17 protein-coding genes are annotated in these 15,223 nt (G+C 73.8%); 7 read left to right on the top strand and 10 right to left on the bottom strand.

Annotated features, from left to right (window positions below; genetic code table 11):
• Positions 1–79: 79 nt before the first annotated feature.
• Positions 80–1,501 carry an amino acid permease gene (locus ACGF5G_RS04950; RefSeq protein ID WP_393259042.1) on the top strand — a complete coding sequence of 474 codons (1,422 nt, stop codon included), beginning with the start codon at positions 80–82 and terminating at the stop codon, positions 1,499–1,501.
• Here the strand turns inward: ACGF5G_RS04950 and ACGF5G_RS04945 are convergent.
• Genes ACGF5G_RS04945 through ACGF5G_RS04925 form a run of 5 tightly spaced genes read right to left on the bottom strand, consistent with a single transcriptional unit; the run spans position 1,468 to position 5,522 of the window.
• Positions 1,468–2,184 carry a 4Fe-4S single cluster domain-containing protein gene (locus tag ACGF5G_RS04945; RefSeq protein WP_393259041.1) on the bottom strand — a complete coding sequence of 239 codons (717 nt, stop codon included), beginning with the start codon at positions 2,182–2,184 and terminating at the stop codon, positions 1,468–1,470. The genes ACGF5G_RS04950 and ACGF5G_RS04945 overlap by 34 nt on opposite strands.
• On the bottom strand, positions 2,177–3,187 hold the full coding sequence (locus ACGF5G_RS04940) for a ComEA family DNA-binding protein (RefSeq protein ID WP_393259040.1): 1,011 nt from the start codon (positions 3,185–3,187) through the stop codon (positions 2,177–2,179). The genes ACGF5G_RS04945 and ACGF5G_RS04940 overlap by 8 nt, the downstream gene beginning before the upstream one ends.
• Positions 3,171–3,383, bottom strand: coding sequence for a DUF2997 domain-containing protein (locus ACGF5G_RS04935; RefSeq protein ID WP_393259039.1), 213 nt, complete (start codon positions 3,381–3,383; stop codon positions 3,171–3,173). Before ACGF5G_RS04935 ends, ACGF5G_RS04940 begins: the two co-directional genes overlap by 17 nt.
• Positions 3,383–3,835 (bottom strand): hypothetical protein, encoded by a 453-nt coding sequence (locus ACGF5G_RS04930; protein ID WP_393259038.1) that lies wholly within the window; start codon positions 3,833–3,835, stop codon positions 3,383–3,385. The genes ACGF5G_RS04935 and ACGF5G_RS04930 overlap by 1 nt, the downstream gene beginning before the upstream one ends.
• A gap of 31 nt (positions 3,836–3,866) precedes the next feature.
• Positions 3,867–5,522, bottom strand: a complete 1,656-nt coding sequence (locus ACGF5G_RS04925; RefSeq protein ID WP_393259037.1) for an AAA family ATPase — start codon at positions 5,520–5,522, stop codon at positions 3,867–3,869.
• Between the two features lie 166 nt (positions 5,523–5,688).
• Here ACGF5G_RS04925 and ACGF5G_RS04920 point away from each other — a divergent pair, with 166 nt between their 5' ends.
• Both ACGF5G_RS04920 and ACGF5G_RS04915 read left to right on the top strand, forming a co-directional pair.
• Positions 5,689–6,150 (top strand): hypothetical protein, encoded by a 462-nt coding sequence (locus ACGF5G_RS04920; protein ID WP_393259035.1) that lies wholly within the window; start codon positions 5,689–5,691, stop codon positions 6,148–6,150.
• 146 nt (positions 6,151–6,296) lie between these two features.
• Positions 6,297–6,836, top strand: a complete 540-nt coding sequence (locus ACGF5G_RS04915) for a DUF1697 domain-containing protein (RefSeq protein WP_393259033.1) — start codon at positions 6,297–6,299, stop codon at positions 6,834–6,836.
• Between the two features lie 70 nt (positions 6,837–6,906).
• Here ACGF5G_RS04915 and ACGF5G_RS04910 read toward each other — a convergent pair whose 3' ends face one another.
• Positions 6,907–7,896 carry an MBL fold metallo-hydrolase gene (locus ACGF5G_RS04910; RefSeq protein WP_393259031.1) on the bottom strand — a complete coding sequence of 330 codons (990 nt, stop codon included), beginning with the start codon at positions 7,894–7,896 and terminating at the stop codon, positions 6,907–6,909.
• A 153-nt stretch (positions 7,897–8,049) separates the two neighbouring features.
• Complete coding sequence (locus ACGF5G_RS04905; protein WP_393259029.1) at positions 8,050–8,958, bottom strand: serine hydrolase; 909 nt, start codon at positions 8,956–8,958, stop codon at positions 8,050–8,052.
• 52 nt (positions 8,959–9,010) lie between these two features.
• Here ACGF5G_RS04905 and ACGF5G_RS04900 point away from each other — a divergent pair, with 52 nt between their 5' ends.
• A complete protein-coding gene (locus ACGF5G_RS04900) occupies positions 9,011–9,967 on the top strand; it encodes a LysR family transcriptional regulator (RefSeq protein WP_393259028.1) in 957 nt (318 codons plus the stop codon).
• Between the two features lie 114 nt (positions 9,968–10,081).
• Positions 10,082–10,933: an aldo/keto reductase gene (locus ACGF5G_RS04895; protein ID WP_393259025.1), complete on the top strand. Its 852-nt coding sequence runs from the start codon at positions 10,082–10,084 to the stop codon at positions 10,931–10,933.
• A gap of 125 nt (positions 10,934–11,058) precedes the next feature.
• Here the strand turns inward: ACGF5G_RS04895 and ACGF5G_RS04890 are convergent, their stop codons facing one another.
• The gene (locus tag ACGF5G_RS04890; protein WP_393259024.1) at positions 11,059–11,586 is read right to left on the bottom strand and encodes a nuclear transport factor 2 family protein; all 528 of its coding nucleotides are present in this window, start codon (positions 11,584–11,586) and stop codon (positions 11,059–11,061) included.
• A gap of 130 nt (positions 11,587–11,716) precedes the next feature.
• On the opposite strand from ACGF5G_RS04890, the gene ACGF5G_RS04885 reads away from it, so the two are divergent.
• Positions 11,717–12,745 (top strand): DUF5937 family protein, encoded by a 1,029-nt coding sequence (locus tag ACGF5G_RS04885; protein WP_393259022.1) that lies wholly within the window; start codon positions 11,717–11,719, stop codon positions 12,743–12,745.
• Positions 12,746–12,947: 202 nt separating this feature from the next.
• On the opposite strand, the gene ACGF5G_RS04880 is transcribed toward ACGF5G_RS04885, so the two are convergent.
• Both ACGF5G_RS04880 and ACGF5G_RS04875 read right to left on the bottom strand, forming a co-directional pair.
• Positions 12,948–13,328 carry a hypothetical protein gene (locus ACGF5G_RS04880; protein ID WP_393259021.1) on the bottom strand — a complete coding sequence of 127 codons (381 nt, stop codon included), beginning with the start codon at positions 13,326–13,328 and terminating at the stop codon, positions 12,948–12,950.
• Positions 13,329–13,942: 614 nt separating this feature from the next.
• A complete protein-coding gene (locus ACGF5G_RS04875) occupies positions 13,943–14,443 on the bottom strand; it encodes a GNAT family N-acetyltransferase (RefSeq protein ID WP_393259019.1) in 501 nt (166 codons plus the stop codon).
• A 219-nt stretch (positions 14,444–14,662) separates the two neighbouring features.
• Between ACGF5G_RS04875 and ACGF5G_RS04870 the strand changes: the two genes are divergently transcribed.
• Positions 14,663–15,208 (top strand): NADPH-dependent FMN reductase, encoded by a 546-nt coding sequence (locus tag ACGF5G_RS04870; protein WP_393259227.1) that lies wholly within the window; start codon positions 14,663–14,665, stop codon positions 15,206–15,208.
• The last annotated feature ends 15 nt before the right edge of the window (positions 15,209–15,223 follow it).

Genomic DNA, 15,223 nt, shown 5'->3' with positions numbered 1-15,223 from the left:
GAGATTTACCCGCGTCGTTCGCGGGTACCGGCAGGGGCGCACGGGTGACCGCCCGGGCGGGTTCGGAAGGGGGACGAGGATGACCTCCGCGGGAAACGCTGCGGGCGGCGGCGGCACGGGCATCTTCCGCCGCAAGCCGGTCGAGGAGATCGCCGACGAGCGCGGCGGCGGGCTGGCCCGATCGCTCGGCCTCTGGCAGCTCACCGCCATCGGGGTGGGCGGCATCATCGGCGCCGGCATCTTCGCCCTGGCCGGAGCGGTGGCACGCGAGACCGCCGGCCCGGCAGTGCTGCTCTCGTTCCTGATCGCCGGGCTCGCCAGCGCGGCCGCCGCCCTGTCGTACGCGGAGTTCGCGGGCATGATCCCGAAGGCCGGCTCGGCCTACACCTACGGGTACGCGGTGCTCGGCGAGGCGGTGGGCTGGTTCATCGGCTGGGACCTGCTGCTGGAGTACACGGCGATCGTGGCCGTGGTGGCCATCGGCATCTCCGGCTACTTCTCGTTCCTCGTCACCGAACTGGGGGCGGAACTGCCGGCCTGGATGCTGGGCGCCCCGGGCACCGGCGACGGGCACGTGGTGGACTTCTTCGCGGTGATCCTCTGCCTGTTCATCGCGTTCCTGCTGAACCTCGGCATCTCCTCCGCCGCCCGCTTCGAGACGTTCGTCGTCGGGTTGAAGGTCACCGTGGTGCTGCTGGTCATCGTGGTCGGCTTCTTCCACGTCCACACCGCGAACTACTCGCCGTTCTTCCCGTTCGGGGTGAGCGGGGCGTTCACCGGCGCCGCCACGGTCTTCTTCGCGGTCTTCGGCTACGACGCGATGAGCACCGCCGCCGAGGAGTCCAAGGACGCCCGCCGGCACATGCCCAAGGCGATCCTCTACTCGCTGGCCATCTCGATGGTCCTCTACGTGCTGGCCACCCTGGTGCTGACGGGCATGCAGAACTACCGCGACATCGACCCGGAGAGCGGCTTCTCCTCCGCGTTCGCCTCCGTCGGCCTGTCGGGCCTGGCCAGCGTGATCGCCGTCGGCGCGATCATCGGCATCCTGACCGTGATGTTCACCTTCATGCTCGGCGTCACCCGGGTGTGGTTCTCGATGAGCCGGGACGGCCTGCTGCCGGGCTGGTTCGCCAAGGTGCACCCGGTCCGCCGGGTGCCGAGCCGGGTCACCTGGATCGTCGGCGTCGGCTCGGCCCTGATCGCGGGCTTCCTGCCGATCCGGGAGGCCGCCGAGCTGACCAACATCGGCATCCTGCTGGCCTTCGTGGTGGTCTGCGTCTCGGTGATCGTGCTGCGCTACCGCCGTCCCGACGCGCCGCGCACGTTCCGGCTGCCGGGCATGCCGGTGGTGCCGGCGGTCGGCGCGCTCTTCTCCCTCTGGCTGATCACCTTCCTCGCCCCGGTGACGTGGCTGCGCTTCGCGGTCTGGTTCGTGCTCGGCGCGCTGATCTACGCCTTCTACGGCTACCGCCGCTCGAAGCTCGCCCGGCGGGGCTGAGGACGGGCCACCGACGCCAGCAGTTCGTCGAGGGCGTCGGCTTCCGCCCAGCCGTTCACGGCGATCCCGCCGGCGGCGTCGACGGTGACCTCGACGCGGTCCGGGCTGCGCGACACCGCGTCGAGCAGGTCGGGGAAGCGGTCGCCGAGCAGCACGAACTCCTGGTTGGTGGAGCCCACCCAGGGTCGCCGGGTGTCGAGCCGGTCGGCCAGGAACGGCCCGGCGACGAGGAGGTCGGTCGTCGCGAGCAGCGCCGCGACGTCGTCCCGGCCGGCGTCGACGGCCCGGTCCAGCTGTGCTCTGGTGTAGCCGGTGAAGGTCATCACCGAGCGCCCGGCGGCGCGTACGCCGGCGGCGACGGTCGCCAGCGGGGCCGCCTGGTCGAAGGGCTCGCCGCCCAGCAGCGTCAGCCCCTCGGTGCCGGCGTCGAGCACCCGCCGCACCAGGTCGGCCGGGGCCACCCGCTCGCCGCCCCGGAAGCTCCACAGGTGCGGGTTGAAGCAGCCGGGGCAGCGGATGGCGCAGCCCTGCACCCAGACGGCGGTGCGCTCGCCCGGCCCCTCGGCCCGGGTGGCGTTGAGGAACCGGGCCACGGCGACGGTCTCCGCCCCGCCCGCCGCGCGGGGCGCCGGGCCGAGCGCCGCCCCGGATGCCGGACCGAGCGCCGGGGAACTCTCAGACATCGAGGACCCGGCCGAGCGGCGGTTGCTGCCCCGGCGCCGGGCCGGCGAGCGGGGCGCAGACCAGGACGTCCCGCAGGCGCGCGTACTCGTGGGGGGCCAGGTTGGCGGCGGCGGCGAACTCGGCCAGGCTGCCGAACCCGCCCCGCCGGTCCCGCTCGGCCAGCACCTGCCGCACGCGGTGCGGGTCGAAGCCCGGCAGCGCGGCGAGGTCGTCGTGGCCGGCGGCGTTGACGTCCACCGGCCCGCCGGACGGCCGGCCCGCGACCGGTTGGCCGGGCCGGGAGACGGGAGCCGCGACCGGCCCGGTCCCGTAGTAGTCGACGGGCTGGTGCGGCACCATCGTCGGGTCGGCCGGCGGCGGCGACCCCGCTGGCACGGGCGGGTAGGTCGACGCGGAAGGCGGGTACGCCGGCGCCGGCGGATACCCGGGCGATCCCGGCGGAAAGGCCGGCGACGCGGGCGGGTACGCCGACGACGCGGGCGCGTGGACCGGCGACCCGGGCGGGTACCCGGTGGCGGGCGTGAACGCACCGGCGGGGGTCGACCCGGGGGGCGGGGCCAGCGGGCCGGGCGGGTACGGGCCGCCGGGCCACGACGCCGCCGGCTGCGGGGCGTACCAGGGGCGGTAGCCGGCCCGCCAGCGCAGCCACGCCGAGTTGATCAGCAGGGCGTGCAGGATGCCGGCCGCCGTGACGGCCAGGAGCGTGCCAGCGGTGAAGTCGCTGAGGGCGCTCTCCTGGTCGGACTCGCCGAAGACGACGAAGACGGTCCAGCCCACCACGGTGTAGACGATGCCGGGGATCCACCACGCCGCGCGCCGGGCACGGAGCCCCACGTAGATGAACCCGAGGCCGCCGAGACAGCTGCACCCGAACAGCGGCAGCAGCAGCCACCAGCTGTGCAGCACCCGCCACCTCAGGCTCCCCACCGGGCCGGCCAGGCCCGGGGCGGTCGGGTGCGGGGCGGTCGGGTGCGGCCAGCCCGGGCTAGGCGCGCTCGACATCGCGTTGCTCCTGCCGTGCGGTCACGGCGGCGCGGGCGTGGTCCGCCGTGTACGCGCTGCTCACCGTCCGCGCCGCCAGCAGGTCCTCCAGCACGGCGACGTAGTCGAGACAGCGGTCGCCGAGCACGTCCCGGGTCTCGGCGCTCACCACGCCCTCACTGGAGACGGTGACCACGATCCGCGGCTGCCCACCCATCAGGACCTGCCCTCCACGGCGAACACCAGGCGGACGCTCGCGTCCTCGGTGACCTGCTCGGACTCCAGGCGCAGGCCGGCGACGGGGGCCTGCTCGCGCAGCCGGGCCAGCACGGCCCGCTGGACCTGCCGCCCGTAGGCGGCGTCGATGGCCCGCACCGCCTCGACCGCCCGCTGCTCGTCGACCTCGCCGGTGAAGTGCGCCGCCCAGACGCCGTCCTCGCCGCGCCGGAAGCTCGCCCGCACGCCGGCCCACTCCGCGGTGATCGCGTCCCCGTCGGTGCCGACCACCGCATCCGTGTCGCGCAGCGCCGCGGCGAGCAGCGTCTCGTCCCGCATCCGGGTCTGCACCTGGCAGACGACGCGGCCCTCCCGGTCCCGGCCCGCGGTGGCGCCGTGGGTCGCGGCGACGGCGGCGACGGCCAGCGGCAGGAGTATCAGTGAGACGCTCATCGGGCACCTCTCCTTCCAGTCGGGGCACACACTAGAACTCGACCGCTCGTCCGCCCTGCCCCCGCTGCGGGGGTGGGCCGGGGCGGGAGCCGCGCGGGCCACCGGGACGGCCGCCGAGGTCCCAGTCCTCGGCCGCGGTGGCGGCGACGGCACGGGTGTCGGCCCAGGAGCGTACGGAGTCGATCCGTTCCGCCTGCGTGACGCTGAGCGGCACCATGCTGACCAGCGCCCGGACCAGGTCGTCGCGGCGCAGCGGACGCCGCTCGGCGAACGCGTCGAAGAGCCCGCCGACGACGGCCTGCTCGATCTCGGCCCCCGAGTAGCCCTCGCTGAGCCCGGCCAGCTCGCCGAGCAGGGCGTCGTCGAGGGCCAGGCCGCCGGCGACGGCCGGGTTGCGCAGCCGCCGGGCCAGGTGGACCCGCCAGATCGACGCCCGCTCCGCGCGGGTCGGCAGGTCGACGAAGAAGATCTCGTCGAAGCGGCCCTTGCGGAGCAGTTCCGGGGGCAGCCCCTCGAAGTCGTTGGCGGTCGCGATGACGAAGACGGGCCGCGTCTTCTCCTGCATCCAGGTCAGGAAGGAGCCGAAGACCCGGGCGGAGGTGCCGGAGTCGCCGGCGCCACCGGCGAAGCCCTTCTCGATCTCGTCCACCCACAGCACGCACGGCGCGGTCGCCTCGGCCGTCCGGATGGCGGTGCGCATGTTCTGTTCGCTCGACCCGACGAGCCCGGCGAAGACCCGGCCGACGTCCAACCGCAGCAGCGGCAGTCCCCAGGCCGCGGCGATCGCCTTCGCGGTCAGCGACTTGCCGCAGCCGGGCACTCCGGTGATCAGGACGCCCCGGGGCGCGGGCAGCCCGTACGCCGCCGCCTCGGCCAGCCAGGAACCGTCCCGCCGGGCCAGCCACCGCTTCAGGTTCTCCAGCCCGCCGACGTCGGCGAGGTCGACGGTGACGTCGACGAACTCCAGCAGCCCCGACTTGCGTACGGTCTGCCGCTTCTCCTCGTGCACCACGGCGAGGTCGCCGTCGTCGAGCACCCCGTCGTTGACCATGGCGCGGGCGAACGCGTTCTCCGCCTCGTGCAGGGTGAGCCCGAGCGCGGCCTTGGCGAACCGTTCCCGGCCGAGGTCGTCCAGGCTCATCCGGATCCGGCCGCTGGCCGAGTTGGCGGCGATCATCCCGTCGAGCACCCGCCGGATCTCCGCCTCGGTGGGCAGTGGGAAGTCGACGATGGTCACGTCCTTCTCCAGCTCCACCGGGATGTGCAGCACCGGCGAGACGAGGACGAGGGTGCGCGGCACCGGCCCGGACTTGAAGGCCGCCGCCAGGTCCCGCAGCCGGCGGACCACCCCGGGGCCGCCCCGTTGGTCGCCGCCGCCGTGCGCGGGGTGCAGGTCCTTGAAGATCAGCACGCTCGGGTGGTCGACCCGCAGCGCCGCGTCGAGCGCGTCCTCGGGGTCGGTCGTGCCCTTGCGGGCGACGCCGTCGGGCTGCACGAGCCCGGTCGTCTGCGACCAGGTCCACACCGCGCGGGGCGTGCGGACCGCCATGGCGTCCTGGGCGACCGCGCAGACCTCGGCGACAACGCGCTGTTCCTCGAACGACTCGACGTAGAGGATCGGGAAGCGGGCCTTGAGCAGCTGCGACAGCGCGACGCGGAACGGCAGCACCGTCGACCCCTCCCCCACGCCGGCCCATCCGAGCAGCGCAGACTCTAACAGCCGGGCGATCGGCGAACGGCCGGCGAACGGGCAGCGACGCGCTCCTGCGTCCCGGCGTCACCGCCGGCCGCAGGACCTTCGACCGCGCCAGCGGTTCGCCCGGCCGGTTGCCGCGATCCGTACGATGCGGCCCATGCCAGATTGGTACCGGCCCTACGGAAGTGACCGGGACGATCTTCATACCCTGCGCTACGTCGTAGCCAGCGGGATGTCCGTGGCCGGCCTCTTCCCTCTCTGCGGCCTCACGGGCGGCGTGTCCGCGGCCGGAGCGACCGTCATCGTCCTCTTCGTGCTGATGTGGGAGATCACGCTGTGGCGGGTAACGCTGGTCGGCGTCCTCGTCAGCGACCACGGCATCAAGATTCGCAGGGTGCACCGTACGCACGTCATTCCCTGGTCACAGGTGACCCGCGCCTGGGCCGGCCAGGCCGCCGACTACGACGCCTGGCAGATCTGGGTCTCGACGCGCGAACCCGAGCGGGACATCGAGACCCCGATCTGGCGCCGAGGCTCGCGCGCACGACACCGCAACCGAATCGTTCTCCCACCCGAGGAGTTCGCCGCGGCCCTGGCCGCCCTCGATCCACACCGCTGATCGCCCCGTCCCACCGGCATGTTCCACCCAGTCGGTGGGACCCGCTCGGAGCAGATCCAGAACTGAGCCGACGCCGACCCGGCGCGCGGGCCGGCTGTCGGGCCGCCGGCCCCTAGGCTGGCCCGTACCGAGGTCGAGGAGGTCGGATGGACAGGTGGGTGGCGCTGTTGCGCGGGGTCAACGTCGGCGGTGCGAAGGTCGGCATGGCCGACCTGCGCCGGCTGGTCGCCGGCCTCGGGCACGACGACGTGAAGACCTACCTCCAGAGCGGGAACGTGGTCTTCGGCAGCACCGTGCGCGACGCCGACGCGCTCGCGCGGGGCATCGAGCGGGCGATCGCCGACGAGCTGGGGCTGACCGTGCCGGTGCTGGTGCGCGGCGGCCGGGAGCTGGCGGCGGTGGCCGGCGGCAACCCGTACGCCGACGGGGAGGACGACCCGACGCGGCTGCTGGTCGCCTTCCTCGCGACCGCGCCCGAGAAGTCCACCGTGGACGCGCTGACCGTGCCCGGCGGCGAGAACGTCGCGTTCACGGTCACCGGGCGCGAGGTCTACCTGCACTACCCCGACGGCGGCTACGGCCGGTCGAAGTTCACGAACAACTACCTGGAGAAGAAGCTCGGCGTGGTGGCGACCACCCGCAACTGGCGGTCGGTGCGCGCCCTCGCCGAGCTGGCGACGCCCTGAGCCGGACGAGCATGGTCGGGGCGCGCCGCCCCCTGTCAGCGGCGCGCCCCGAGCGTATGCCGGCGACCGGTCAGAAGTGGTACGCGGTGTGGTACTCGGGCACGACCACCCGGCTGCGCGGGGAGACCCGCCGCACCGCCGCGACGAGCCCGTCGAGCCGCTCCCGGTCCTTCGGCGACACGGGCACCGGGTTGCGCAGCTCCGTCTCGAAGTTGTCGAAGTGCACCGGCACCACGACCTTCGGCCGGTCCAGCGCGTCGAGCAGCCGCTCGGCGTAGTCGGCGGTGGCGGTGCTGCTCGGCAGCGCCACCATGGCCACGTCGGGGGCGAGGCCGGTCAGGTTCCGCGCGACGAAGTCGCTCGCACCCATGAAGAACACCGACGGTCCGTCGGCCACCCGCACCTGGTACGCCAGCGTGTCCCCCTCCGGCAGGTCCGCGATGGTGGCCGGCCGCGCCGGCTGGCTGACCCGTACGCCGGGGAACGCCATCGAGTACGACGCGTTGCGGCTGTGCAGGGAGCCGACCACCTCCACGGTGTACGCGCCGAAGTCCAGCACCTCCCCGCCCCGGACCGGGCTGAGCTTCCCCGACGGCAGCCCGTACGCCAGCCCGAGGTGGTAGGCGGTCAGCGTGCCGACGACCCGGGCGCCGGTGCGGCCGACGATGTGCGGCACGTCCATGTAGTGGTCCCAGTGGGTGTGCGTGACGAGCACCGTCTCGGCCCGGTCCACGAGGGAGTCCACCACGTCGGTGCGGACCTCCAGCGGCGCGGCCGCGTCGAAGGCGCCCTTGAACAGCCCGGTGTCGATACGGCTGAGGAAGGGGTCGACCAGGACGGTGCGGTCGCCGATGTCGATGCGCCAGGCCGTCGTACCCCACCAGCGGAAGCTGACCGGGCCACGGCGGCGGCCGGCCGGGGCGGCGGCGACCGGGGCGGTGGCCGGCGGCGCGGCCTGCGCCGGGCCGGCCAGGGCGGTGCCGGCGAGCCCGCCGGCGGAGACCAGCGCGGTGCTGGCGGCGGCGTCGCGGAGGAAGCGGCGGCGGTCGAGGTTGGGCATGCGGAGTTCTCCCCGTCGTGGTGCTGATCGGTCGGTGCCGAGCCAATCAGCACGCCCCCCGCCCGGTCCAAGATCCACGGCCGGAACGGTCGATACCCGCCGGCATATCGGGCCAGCTCAGCGGGGCCCGGCGCGGCTCGCCCCGGCCGGAGATCAGGGGGCGCGCAGCGCCTCGACGGCGGTCCGGGCCGCCTCGCCCATCGCCAGGTCGACGTCGATGCGGCGGGTGGCGAGGTGGGCGGCGCGGGCGAAGACGGCGATCGCATACCGGCCGCCGTCGGGGTACTCGGCCACGCCGGCCTCCAGGTGCAGCCCCGGCAGGCTGCCGGTCTTGCCGGCCACCCGCACCCCGGACGGGAAGCCGGCGGCCAGCCGGGTCCAGAAGAGCTGCCGGGCCATCCAGCCCCGGACCATCGCGCAGGCCCCGGGTGCGCCGGCCTCGTCCCGCCAGACCAGGCCGAGCAGCCGGGTGATCTCGCGAGCCGTGCTCGACGTGGTGTGCGCGGGGTCGAACACCCGCATCGCGCGGACCCGCTCGGCGGGCAGGGTGGGGAAGATCCGGGCGAAGTCCGCCTCGGTGCGCGCGCCGACGTCGGCGAGCATCATCTCCACCAGATGCCGGGGGCCGCCGACGATCCGGGTGCGCGGCAGCCCCAGCTCGGCGGCGAGCATCGGCAGCACGTCCGCGCCGACCCGGCGCAGCAGCAGGTCGGCGGCGGTGTTGTCGCTGACCGACATGGCGAAGTAGGCCAGGTCCCGCAGCGACACCTCGGCGTCGTCGGCGCAGCCGGCGATCCCCCACCCGCCGAGCCGGTCGGCGGCGGTGACCAGCACCCGCTCCTGCGGGTCGAGCTGGCCGGCGACGACCTGCCGCGCGAACTCCAACGCCAGCAGGATCTTGAAGATCGAGGCGATCACCACCTGCTCGTCGGCCCGGACCGCCACCTCCCGCCGGCCGCCGGGCTGCCCCGCGCCGTCGTCGGCCGCGTCGAGGTCGACCGCGTGCAGGCAGCCGGTGACCCCGACCCGTTCGAAGATCTCCGCGATCCGCTCCGTCACCACGCTACGCACCGTAGCCGCCGCCCGCGTCGGGGCGCTGGCGTAGGGTCCGGCCGTGGACCTGCTCCGGCACCTGCGGCACTTCGTGGTGGTCGCCCGCGAGCTGCACTTCGGCCGGGCCGCCGAGTTGCTCGGCATGGCCCAGCCGCCGCTGAGCCAGTCGGTGCAGCGCCTGGAGCGGGAGCTGGCGGTGGAGCTGTTCGACCGGTCCCGCCGCCAGGTGCGCCTGACCACCGCCGGCCAGCTGCTGCTCGGCGAGGCCGAGGACCTGCTCGCCGGGGAGAGCCGGCTGCGCAACCTGATGCGCCAGGTGCGCGAGGGGGTGTCCGGGGTGCTCCGGGCGGGGGTGCCCCCGGAGACGCCCGCGGTGACCCTGCGCGAGCTGCTCGACCGGCTGGCCGACCGGGCGCCCGGGCTCGACGTGGACCTGCACGAGCTGACCAGCGGCGAGCAGGAGCGGATGCTGGCCGAGGGGCGGCTGGACGTCGGCCTGCTCCACCACCCCGTCACCGACGAGGGGCTGCGCCTCGGCGCCGCCGTCGACGTACCGCTGGGGGTGCTGCTGCCGCGGGCGTCGCCGCTGGCCCGGGGCCGGGAGGTGGAGCTGGCGGCGCTGGCCGGCCTGGACCTGGTCACCGCGCCCCGGGCCACCGCGCCCGGCTGGCACGACCACCTGCTCGACGTCTGCCGCCGGCACGGCTTCGCGCCGGCGCGGGTCCGCCCGGCGCGGAACCCCGAGTTCCTGTTCGGGCTGGTGCTGGCCGGGGGCGGGGTCGCCGTCGAGCCCGCGGCGACGGCCCGCCGGGAACCCCGGATCGCCTGGCGGCCGATCGCCGGGTCGCCGCTGGTCAAGCGCACCTCGGCGGCCTGGCCGCGCCGGTCCGCGCACCCGGCCGCGCCGATGTTCGGGCAGCTCGCGGCGGAGGTGCTGGCCGACGGGTCCGCGCCCCCGGCGCCGCCGCCCGGGCCGGCGCCCCGGCCCTGGCCGGTGCTCTTCGACGAGCCGACCTGAGGCCGGGATCGCCGGTTGGAACACCTCGGATCGGGGGTACGCCAGGGGATGGCCCGCCGGGCGTGGAAGCGGTTCCGCGCACCCGGCTTCGTGACGACCGGCGAAGGAGCCCCGATGGCGAACGCGGTCCCCATCCTCTCCCTGAACGACGGCAACACCATCCCGCAGTTCGGCTTCGGGGTGTTCCAGATCGATCCGAAGGACACCGTCGCCGCGGTCCGCAGGGCCCTGGAGGTCGGCTACCGGCACATCGACACCGCCGAGATGTACGGCAACGAGGCGGAGGTGGGCCAGGCGATCCGCGAGTCGGGGCTGGGCCGCGACGAAGTCTTCGTGACCAGCAAGTTGAGCAACGCCTTCCACCGGCCCGACGACGCCCGCAAGGCGTTCGAGTCGACGCTGGCCGCGCTGAAGATGGACCACATCGACCTGTTCCTGATCCACTGGCCGCTGCCCACCCTCTACGACGGCGACTTCGTCTCGACGTGGAGGACGCTGAAGGAGTTCCAGCTCGACGGCCGGGCCCGCTCGATCGGGGTGTCGAACTTCCAGGTGCCGCACCTGGAGCGGCTGGCCGCCGAGGCGGACGTGGTGCCGGCGGTCAACCAGGTCGAGGTCCACCCGTACTTCGGCAACGAGGAGGTGCGGGAGTACGGCCACCGGCACAACATCCTCACCGAGGCGTGGTCGCCGATCGCGCAGGGCAAGGTGCTGGGCGACCCGACGATCGTCGACGTCGCCGAGCAGGTCGGCCGGACCCCGGCCCAGGTGGTGCTGCGCTGGCACGTGCAGCGCGGCGACATCGTCTTCCCCAAGTCCACCACCCCGGAGCGGATCGAGGAGAACATCCGGATCTTCGACTTCGAGCTGGACGACGCGGCGATGGAGCAGATCACCGGGCTGGACCGGGGCGAGGCCGGCCGGCAGGGCGGGCATCCGGACACCTTCGACTACCTACCCGCGTAACGCGACACGACGGAACGGCGCGGGTGGAAGGGGGCCGGACGGTGCACGCTGCTGCTGGTCCGGGGCAACTTCGTGGCGGGCGCGGCAGTGACCGCGCCCGCCCCTCCCCCCGATCGCCCCCCGGGTCAGATCCGGCCCACCGAGTCCTGGTTCTGCACCACCAGCCACCGGCCGTGCTCGTAGGCGAAGCTGACCCCGATCAGCAGCGACACCCGGGTGCCGGTCGCGGGCACCGCGTAGACGGAGTCGAACAGCACGAACCCGGTGCGACAGCCCACCACGGTCCGCTTCGCCACGCTGAACGACTGGGTCCAGGAGTCGTCGGCGAAGAAACCGCGCAGCCAGTCCACGGTGGCCTGCTTGCCGTCGAGGATTTCCCCGTCGGAGGCGAAGACCGAGGTGACATCGGGGTGCAGCAGGGCCGCGAAGCCGTCCAGGTCGCGCCGCGCGGTGGTGTCCACGTACGCCTGGACGGCGCGGTCGAAGGCGCGCTCGCAGCCGTGGGCGGTGGCGTCGCCGCTTCCGGCCGTCGCGGCGTCGGGGGCGGCCGACACGGCCGCGGGGGCCGCGGCGAGCAGGCCGGCGGCGAGCCCGACCAGGGCGAGCGTGCGGCCGAGCCGGCCGGCGGTACGGACGGGGGCGGGTGGGCGCATCGCATGCTCCTCGGCGAAGAGTGGGTCGGTCGGGTGGCAGCAAACCCCGCTCACGGCGCACCCGGCCACTGATTCGAGCCCGGTCGAATGCTCGACACCGCACCGACCACGCCGCCGGTAGGATCCCCCCGTGCTGGTCGCGCATCTGGACTGCCCGACTCTCGCCCAGCTCCGCCTGGCGACCTCGCCGGCGGCGGAGGTGACGTCCTGGCTGCAGGCCGCGCTGTCGCCGTTCGGGCACCCGGTGCACGGCGACCCCGGCCCCGCCGCGCGGGCCACGCTCCGGCACCCCGACGTGGCCCTGGTCGCACAGCTGGTCACGCCGCCCGGCCGGGGCGGCTACACACCGGACCTGCTCACCCCGAAGCCGCCGCTGAGCCCGCCCGACGCCGTGTTCGACGAGCAGTTGGCGGCGGCCGAGGCGACGTCAGCCGACGAGGTGGCCGTGCAGGTGCACGAACGGTTCCCGGCCGGCCGGCTGCCGGTGTGCGTCCGCGCGGCGGTCGAGGACGGCACCCTGGCCCGGCGGATCGCCGACGGGCTCCGACACTTCTGGCGGGCCGCGCTGGCCGACCAGTGGCCGGCGCTGCGGGCCACGCTGGAGGCGGAGTTGGCCCTGCAGGCCACCACGATGGCGACCACCGGGGTGGGCAGCGTGCTGAACAGCCTGCACCCGAGGGTGGCCTGGACCGGCCGGGCACTGACCATCGACAGCTCGTACCGGATCACCACGGCGCTCGCCGAGGCGGAGCTGGTGCTCGCGCCGTCGGTGCTGGCCTGGCCGCACATCTCGACGCAGCTCTGCGACGCCGGCAACGCGGTGCTGGTCTACCCGCTCGGCGCCAGGCGGGCCGACCAGCGCCGGGGCGGGCTCGGTGAGCTGGTCGGCGCGAGCCGGGCCGCGATCCTGGCGGACCTGGACGTGCCCCGCTCCACCCGGCAGCTCAGCGAGCGGCACCGGCTGGCCCCGGCCACCGTCTCCTACCACCTGGGGGTGCTGCTGCGGTCCGGTCTGGTGCTCCGGAGCCGGGACCGGCACAGCGTGCTCTACCGGCGCTCGGCTGGCGGGGAGGAGCTGGTGGGCTGCCAGCCGGAACCGACACGCTCGGCGAGCCGGCGGAAGACCGCCTGCGTGGGCGAGCCGGGCTCGGGGACGTAGACGACGAGCCGCTGCCCGGTTGAGCTGCGGCGATGAACGACCGTCGAACGGTGGCGGACGCCCCTGCAACGTCCCTGGATGAGACGACGAATGAGACGGCGCGAGCCGTCCAACTAGCTGTCGGACGCTTAGAGCCTCAGCGTCCGACTACGCAATCGCCGTGCCCGGCGCGCCAGCTGGGCGCGCCGGGCTTCCACGGCCGTCAACGGTGTGAAAACTTGACCTTGCGCGTGGGGATCTCGCCGTAGGTCCGGAACACGTTGTGCTCGCCCGTCTTGATCATCTTCCAGTCGATCCAGAACGTCGCGCCGTCGCTGGTCCGGTAGGCATACACGTGGACAGGCTCAGTGCTGCCGCTGCGAAGCGCCATGCTCCAACATTTGCCCGGCGCTACCAGGTAACTGGAAAACCCGCCACGAGAGGGGAACTGCAGGTACGACCAGTAGCTTGCCTTGTTGCAGAGTCCGGTCCGGTTGGTGCTCGCTGCCACTGCCGTAGTCGAGGTTGTGGCCAACCCTGCCAGGACCAGGGCGCCGACCAGGACCGGTCGCCACGCCTTGCGCATGCGTGTCAATGCTGTCATCTGGGCTCCTAGGATGTCGTAGTGGGAGCTTGTAGTGGGACGTTGCCGTGGATCGGTTGCGCCTGACACGCGCGAAACATGTGTGTCGATGGAGACACGGATGCATCCGGTGGTGGGGTTCACGGAGCTCTGTATCGCCGGTCTCCGCGCTGTCGTCCTGTCGGAGCGGGCCCGAGGAGGCCACCGGCGTGCTCTGGCTGGCCGCGAAGAACCACCTGGACGCCCTGCTCACCGGCCGGCACGGCGGCCACGCGCCCGGCAGCCGGGTCCCACCCTGACCGACGGCCGGCCGCGGCCGCGTGTCGTTCTGTGCTGCCAACGGTGCGAGCACCCTGTGCACGCCAAGGTGTCTGCGGGTGGTCTGCGGTTCTTCGCGCATGACCCGCAGCGCGGTCCGGACTGTCTGGTGACGCGGGAGACGGTGGAGCACCATCTGCTGAAGTTGGGGTTGGCCGCCGCGGTGCGGTCGGCGGGGTGGCGTGCCGAGTTGGAGGCGACCCAGCCGGGCGCGCAGTGGCGCGCCTTCACGGGTCGCCACCCTGCCCGCTCGATGCGCGTTCAGCAAACTGAACACGCCGGCGTTACTCATGGAGCGGTTCTTACCAACGCCCCGACTACGCGCTCAGGTCGAGGCGCCAGTCGTTGGAGCGCATCAGGTGCCCGGGCGGGAACTCGAACTCGGTCTCGCCGAGCAGCGTGAAACCCGCCTTGCGGCAGACCGCGTTGGACGGGGCGTTGTCGACAGACGGGTACGCGTGCGCGAAGCGGTGCGTCCTCCGGGCACGGGCCACCGCCGCCGCCGCGCGCACCGCCGCCGTCGCGAGCCCCCGGCCCTGGTGCCCCGGCAGGATCGCCCAGCCCAGCTCATAGACCCGCTGGTCGCGCCACTCCCGCTCCCAGTAGCCGACGCTGCCCACCCTGGCCCCGTCGGGCAGCACCACCGCATACATGCAGCCCTGACCGGTGTCGCCGAAGCGCACGTAGCGCCCGTGCCGGGCGAGCACCTGCTCGTCGGTCTCCGGGCCGCCGGTGTGCGCCCGTATCTCCGGCGCGTTGAGCTGCCGCAACAGGTCGAGGTCGCCCTCGCTCCACGGCTCGATGCGCACGTCGGTCATCGCGTCCCCCTCTTCTCCGCCGGTGCAGTCAAGCAGCCACCACCGACGATCAGCGTCCCACCCGGCCCCGAGTGGGTCGGGCCGGCAGGCCCGCCGCCACCCGGGCACCGGACCTGGCGGCGTCGCGGGGCCGCTAGATCTGATCTCGCGGACCGCCGGCCACCGTCTCGCGCCTGACGGGTGGGACCGGAACGGCCGGGAGGAGGAACCGTGGAGCCGATGCGACTCGCCGTGATCATCGGCAGCACCCGGGAGGGGCGGGTGGGCGACCGGATCGCCCGCTGGTTCGTCGACCGGGCGGAGGCGCACGACGGACTGGCGGTCACCGTGGTCGACCTCGCCCACTACGACTTCCCCGCCGGCTACCCGGCGGAGCCGACCCCGGCGATGCGCGCGTTCGCCGAGCAGGTCGGCCGGGCGGAGGCGTTCGTCGTGGTCACCCCGGAGTACAACCACAGCTTCCCCGCCTCGTTGAAACAGGCGATCGACTACGCGTACGACGAGTGGCAGGCGAAGCCGGTCGGTTTCGTGTCGTACGGCTGCGGTTCCGTCGGCCTGCACGCCGTCGACCAGCTCCGGACGGTCTTCACCGCCCTGCACGCCGTCACGATGCGCGACGTCGTCGGCGTGGACCTGCTCTGCGGCGAACCGACCCCGCTGGCCACCGACCAGCTACGCCGGGCCGCCCGCGTACTGCTCGACCAGCTCTGCTGGTGGGGCCTGGCCCTGCGCGACGGCCGCGCCGCTCGCCCGTACGTCTCCTGACAGTTCGCGAAGGAA

Origin of the sequence: Micromonospora sp. NPDC047730 (genome assembly GCF_043204765.1) — a bacterium.
Taxonomy (GTDB): Bacteria; Actinomycetota; Actinomycetes; order Mycobacteriales; family Micromonosporaceae; genus Micromonospora.
Note: the sequence above shows the minus strand (reverse complement) of the source record. Positions and strands in the feature narration are given on the sequence as shown.

Coding starts and splice junctions, on each gene's coding strand:
- ACGF5G_RS04950 (WP_393259042.1), top strand. CDS start 80: ATGACCTCCGCGGGAAACGCTGCGGGCGGCGGCGGCACGGGCATCTTC.
- ACGF5G_RS04945 (WP_393259041.1), bottom strand. CDS start 2,184: ATGTCTGAGAGTTCCCCGGCGCTCGGTCCGGCATCCGGGGCGGCGCTC.
- ACGF5G_RS04940 (WP_393259040.1), bottom strand. CDS start 3,187: ATGTCGAGCGCGCCTAGCCCGGGCTGGCCGCACCCGACCGCCCCGCAC.
- ACGF5G_RS04935 (WP_393259039.1), bottom strand. CDS start 3,383: ATGGGTGGGCAGCCGCGGATCGTGGTCACCGTCTCCAGTGAGGGCGTG.
- ACGF5G_RS04930 (WP_393259038.1), bottom strand. CDS start 3,835: ATGAGCGTCTCACTGATACTCCTGCCGCTGGCCGTCGCCGCCGTCGCC.
- ACGF5G_RS04920 (WP_393259035.1), top strand. CDS start 5,689: ATGCCAGATTGGTACCGGCCCTACGGAAGTGACCGGGACGATCTTCAT.
- ACGF5G_RS04915 (WP_393259033.1), top strand. CDS start 6,297: ATGGACAGGTGGGTGGCGCTGTTGCGCGGGGTCAACGTCGGCGGTGCG.
- ACGF5G_RS04910 (WP_393259031.1), bottom strand. CDS start 7,896: ATGCCCAACCTCGACCGCCGCCGCTTCCTCCGCGACGCCGCCGCCAGC.
- ACGF5G_RS04895 (WP_393259025.1), top strand. CDS start 10,082: ATGGCGAACGCGGTCCCCATCCTCTCCCTGAACGACGGCAACACCATC.
- ACGF5G_RS04890 (WP_393259024.1), bottom strand. CDS start 11,586: ATGCGCCCACCCGCCCCCGTCCGTACCGCCGGCCGGCTCGGCCGCACG.
- ACGF5G_RS04880 (WP_393259021.1), bottom strand. CDS start 13,328: ATGACAGCATTGACACGCATGCGCAAGGCGTGGCGACCGGTCCTGGTC.
- ACGF5G_RS04875 (WP_393259019.1), bottom strand. CDS start 14,443: ATGACCGACGTGCGCATCGAGCCGTGGAGCGAGGGCGACCTCGACCTG.
- ACGF5G_RS04870 (WP_393259227.1), top strand. CDS start 14,663: ATGCGACTCGCCGTGATCATCGGCAGCACCCGGGAGGGGCGGGTGGGC.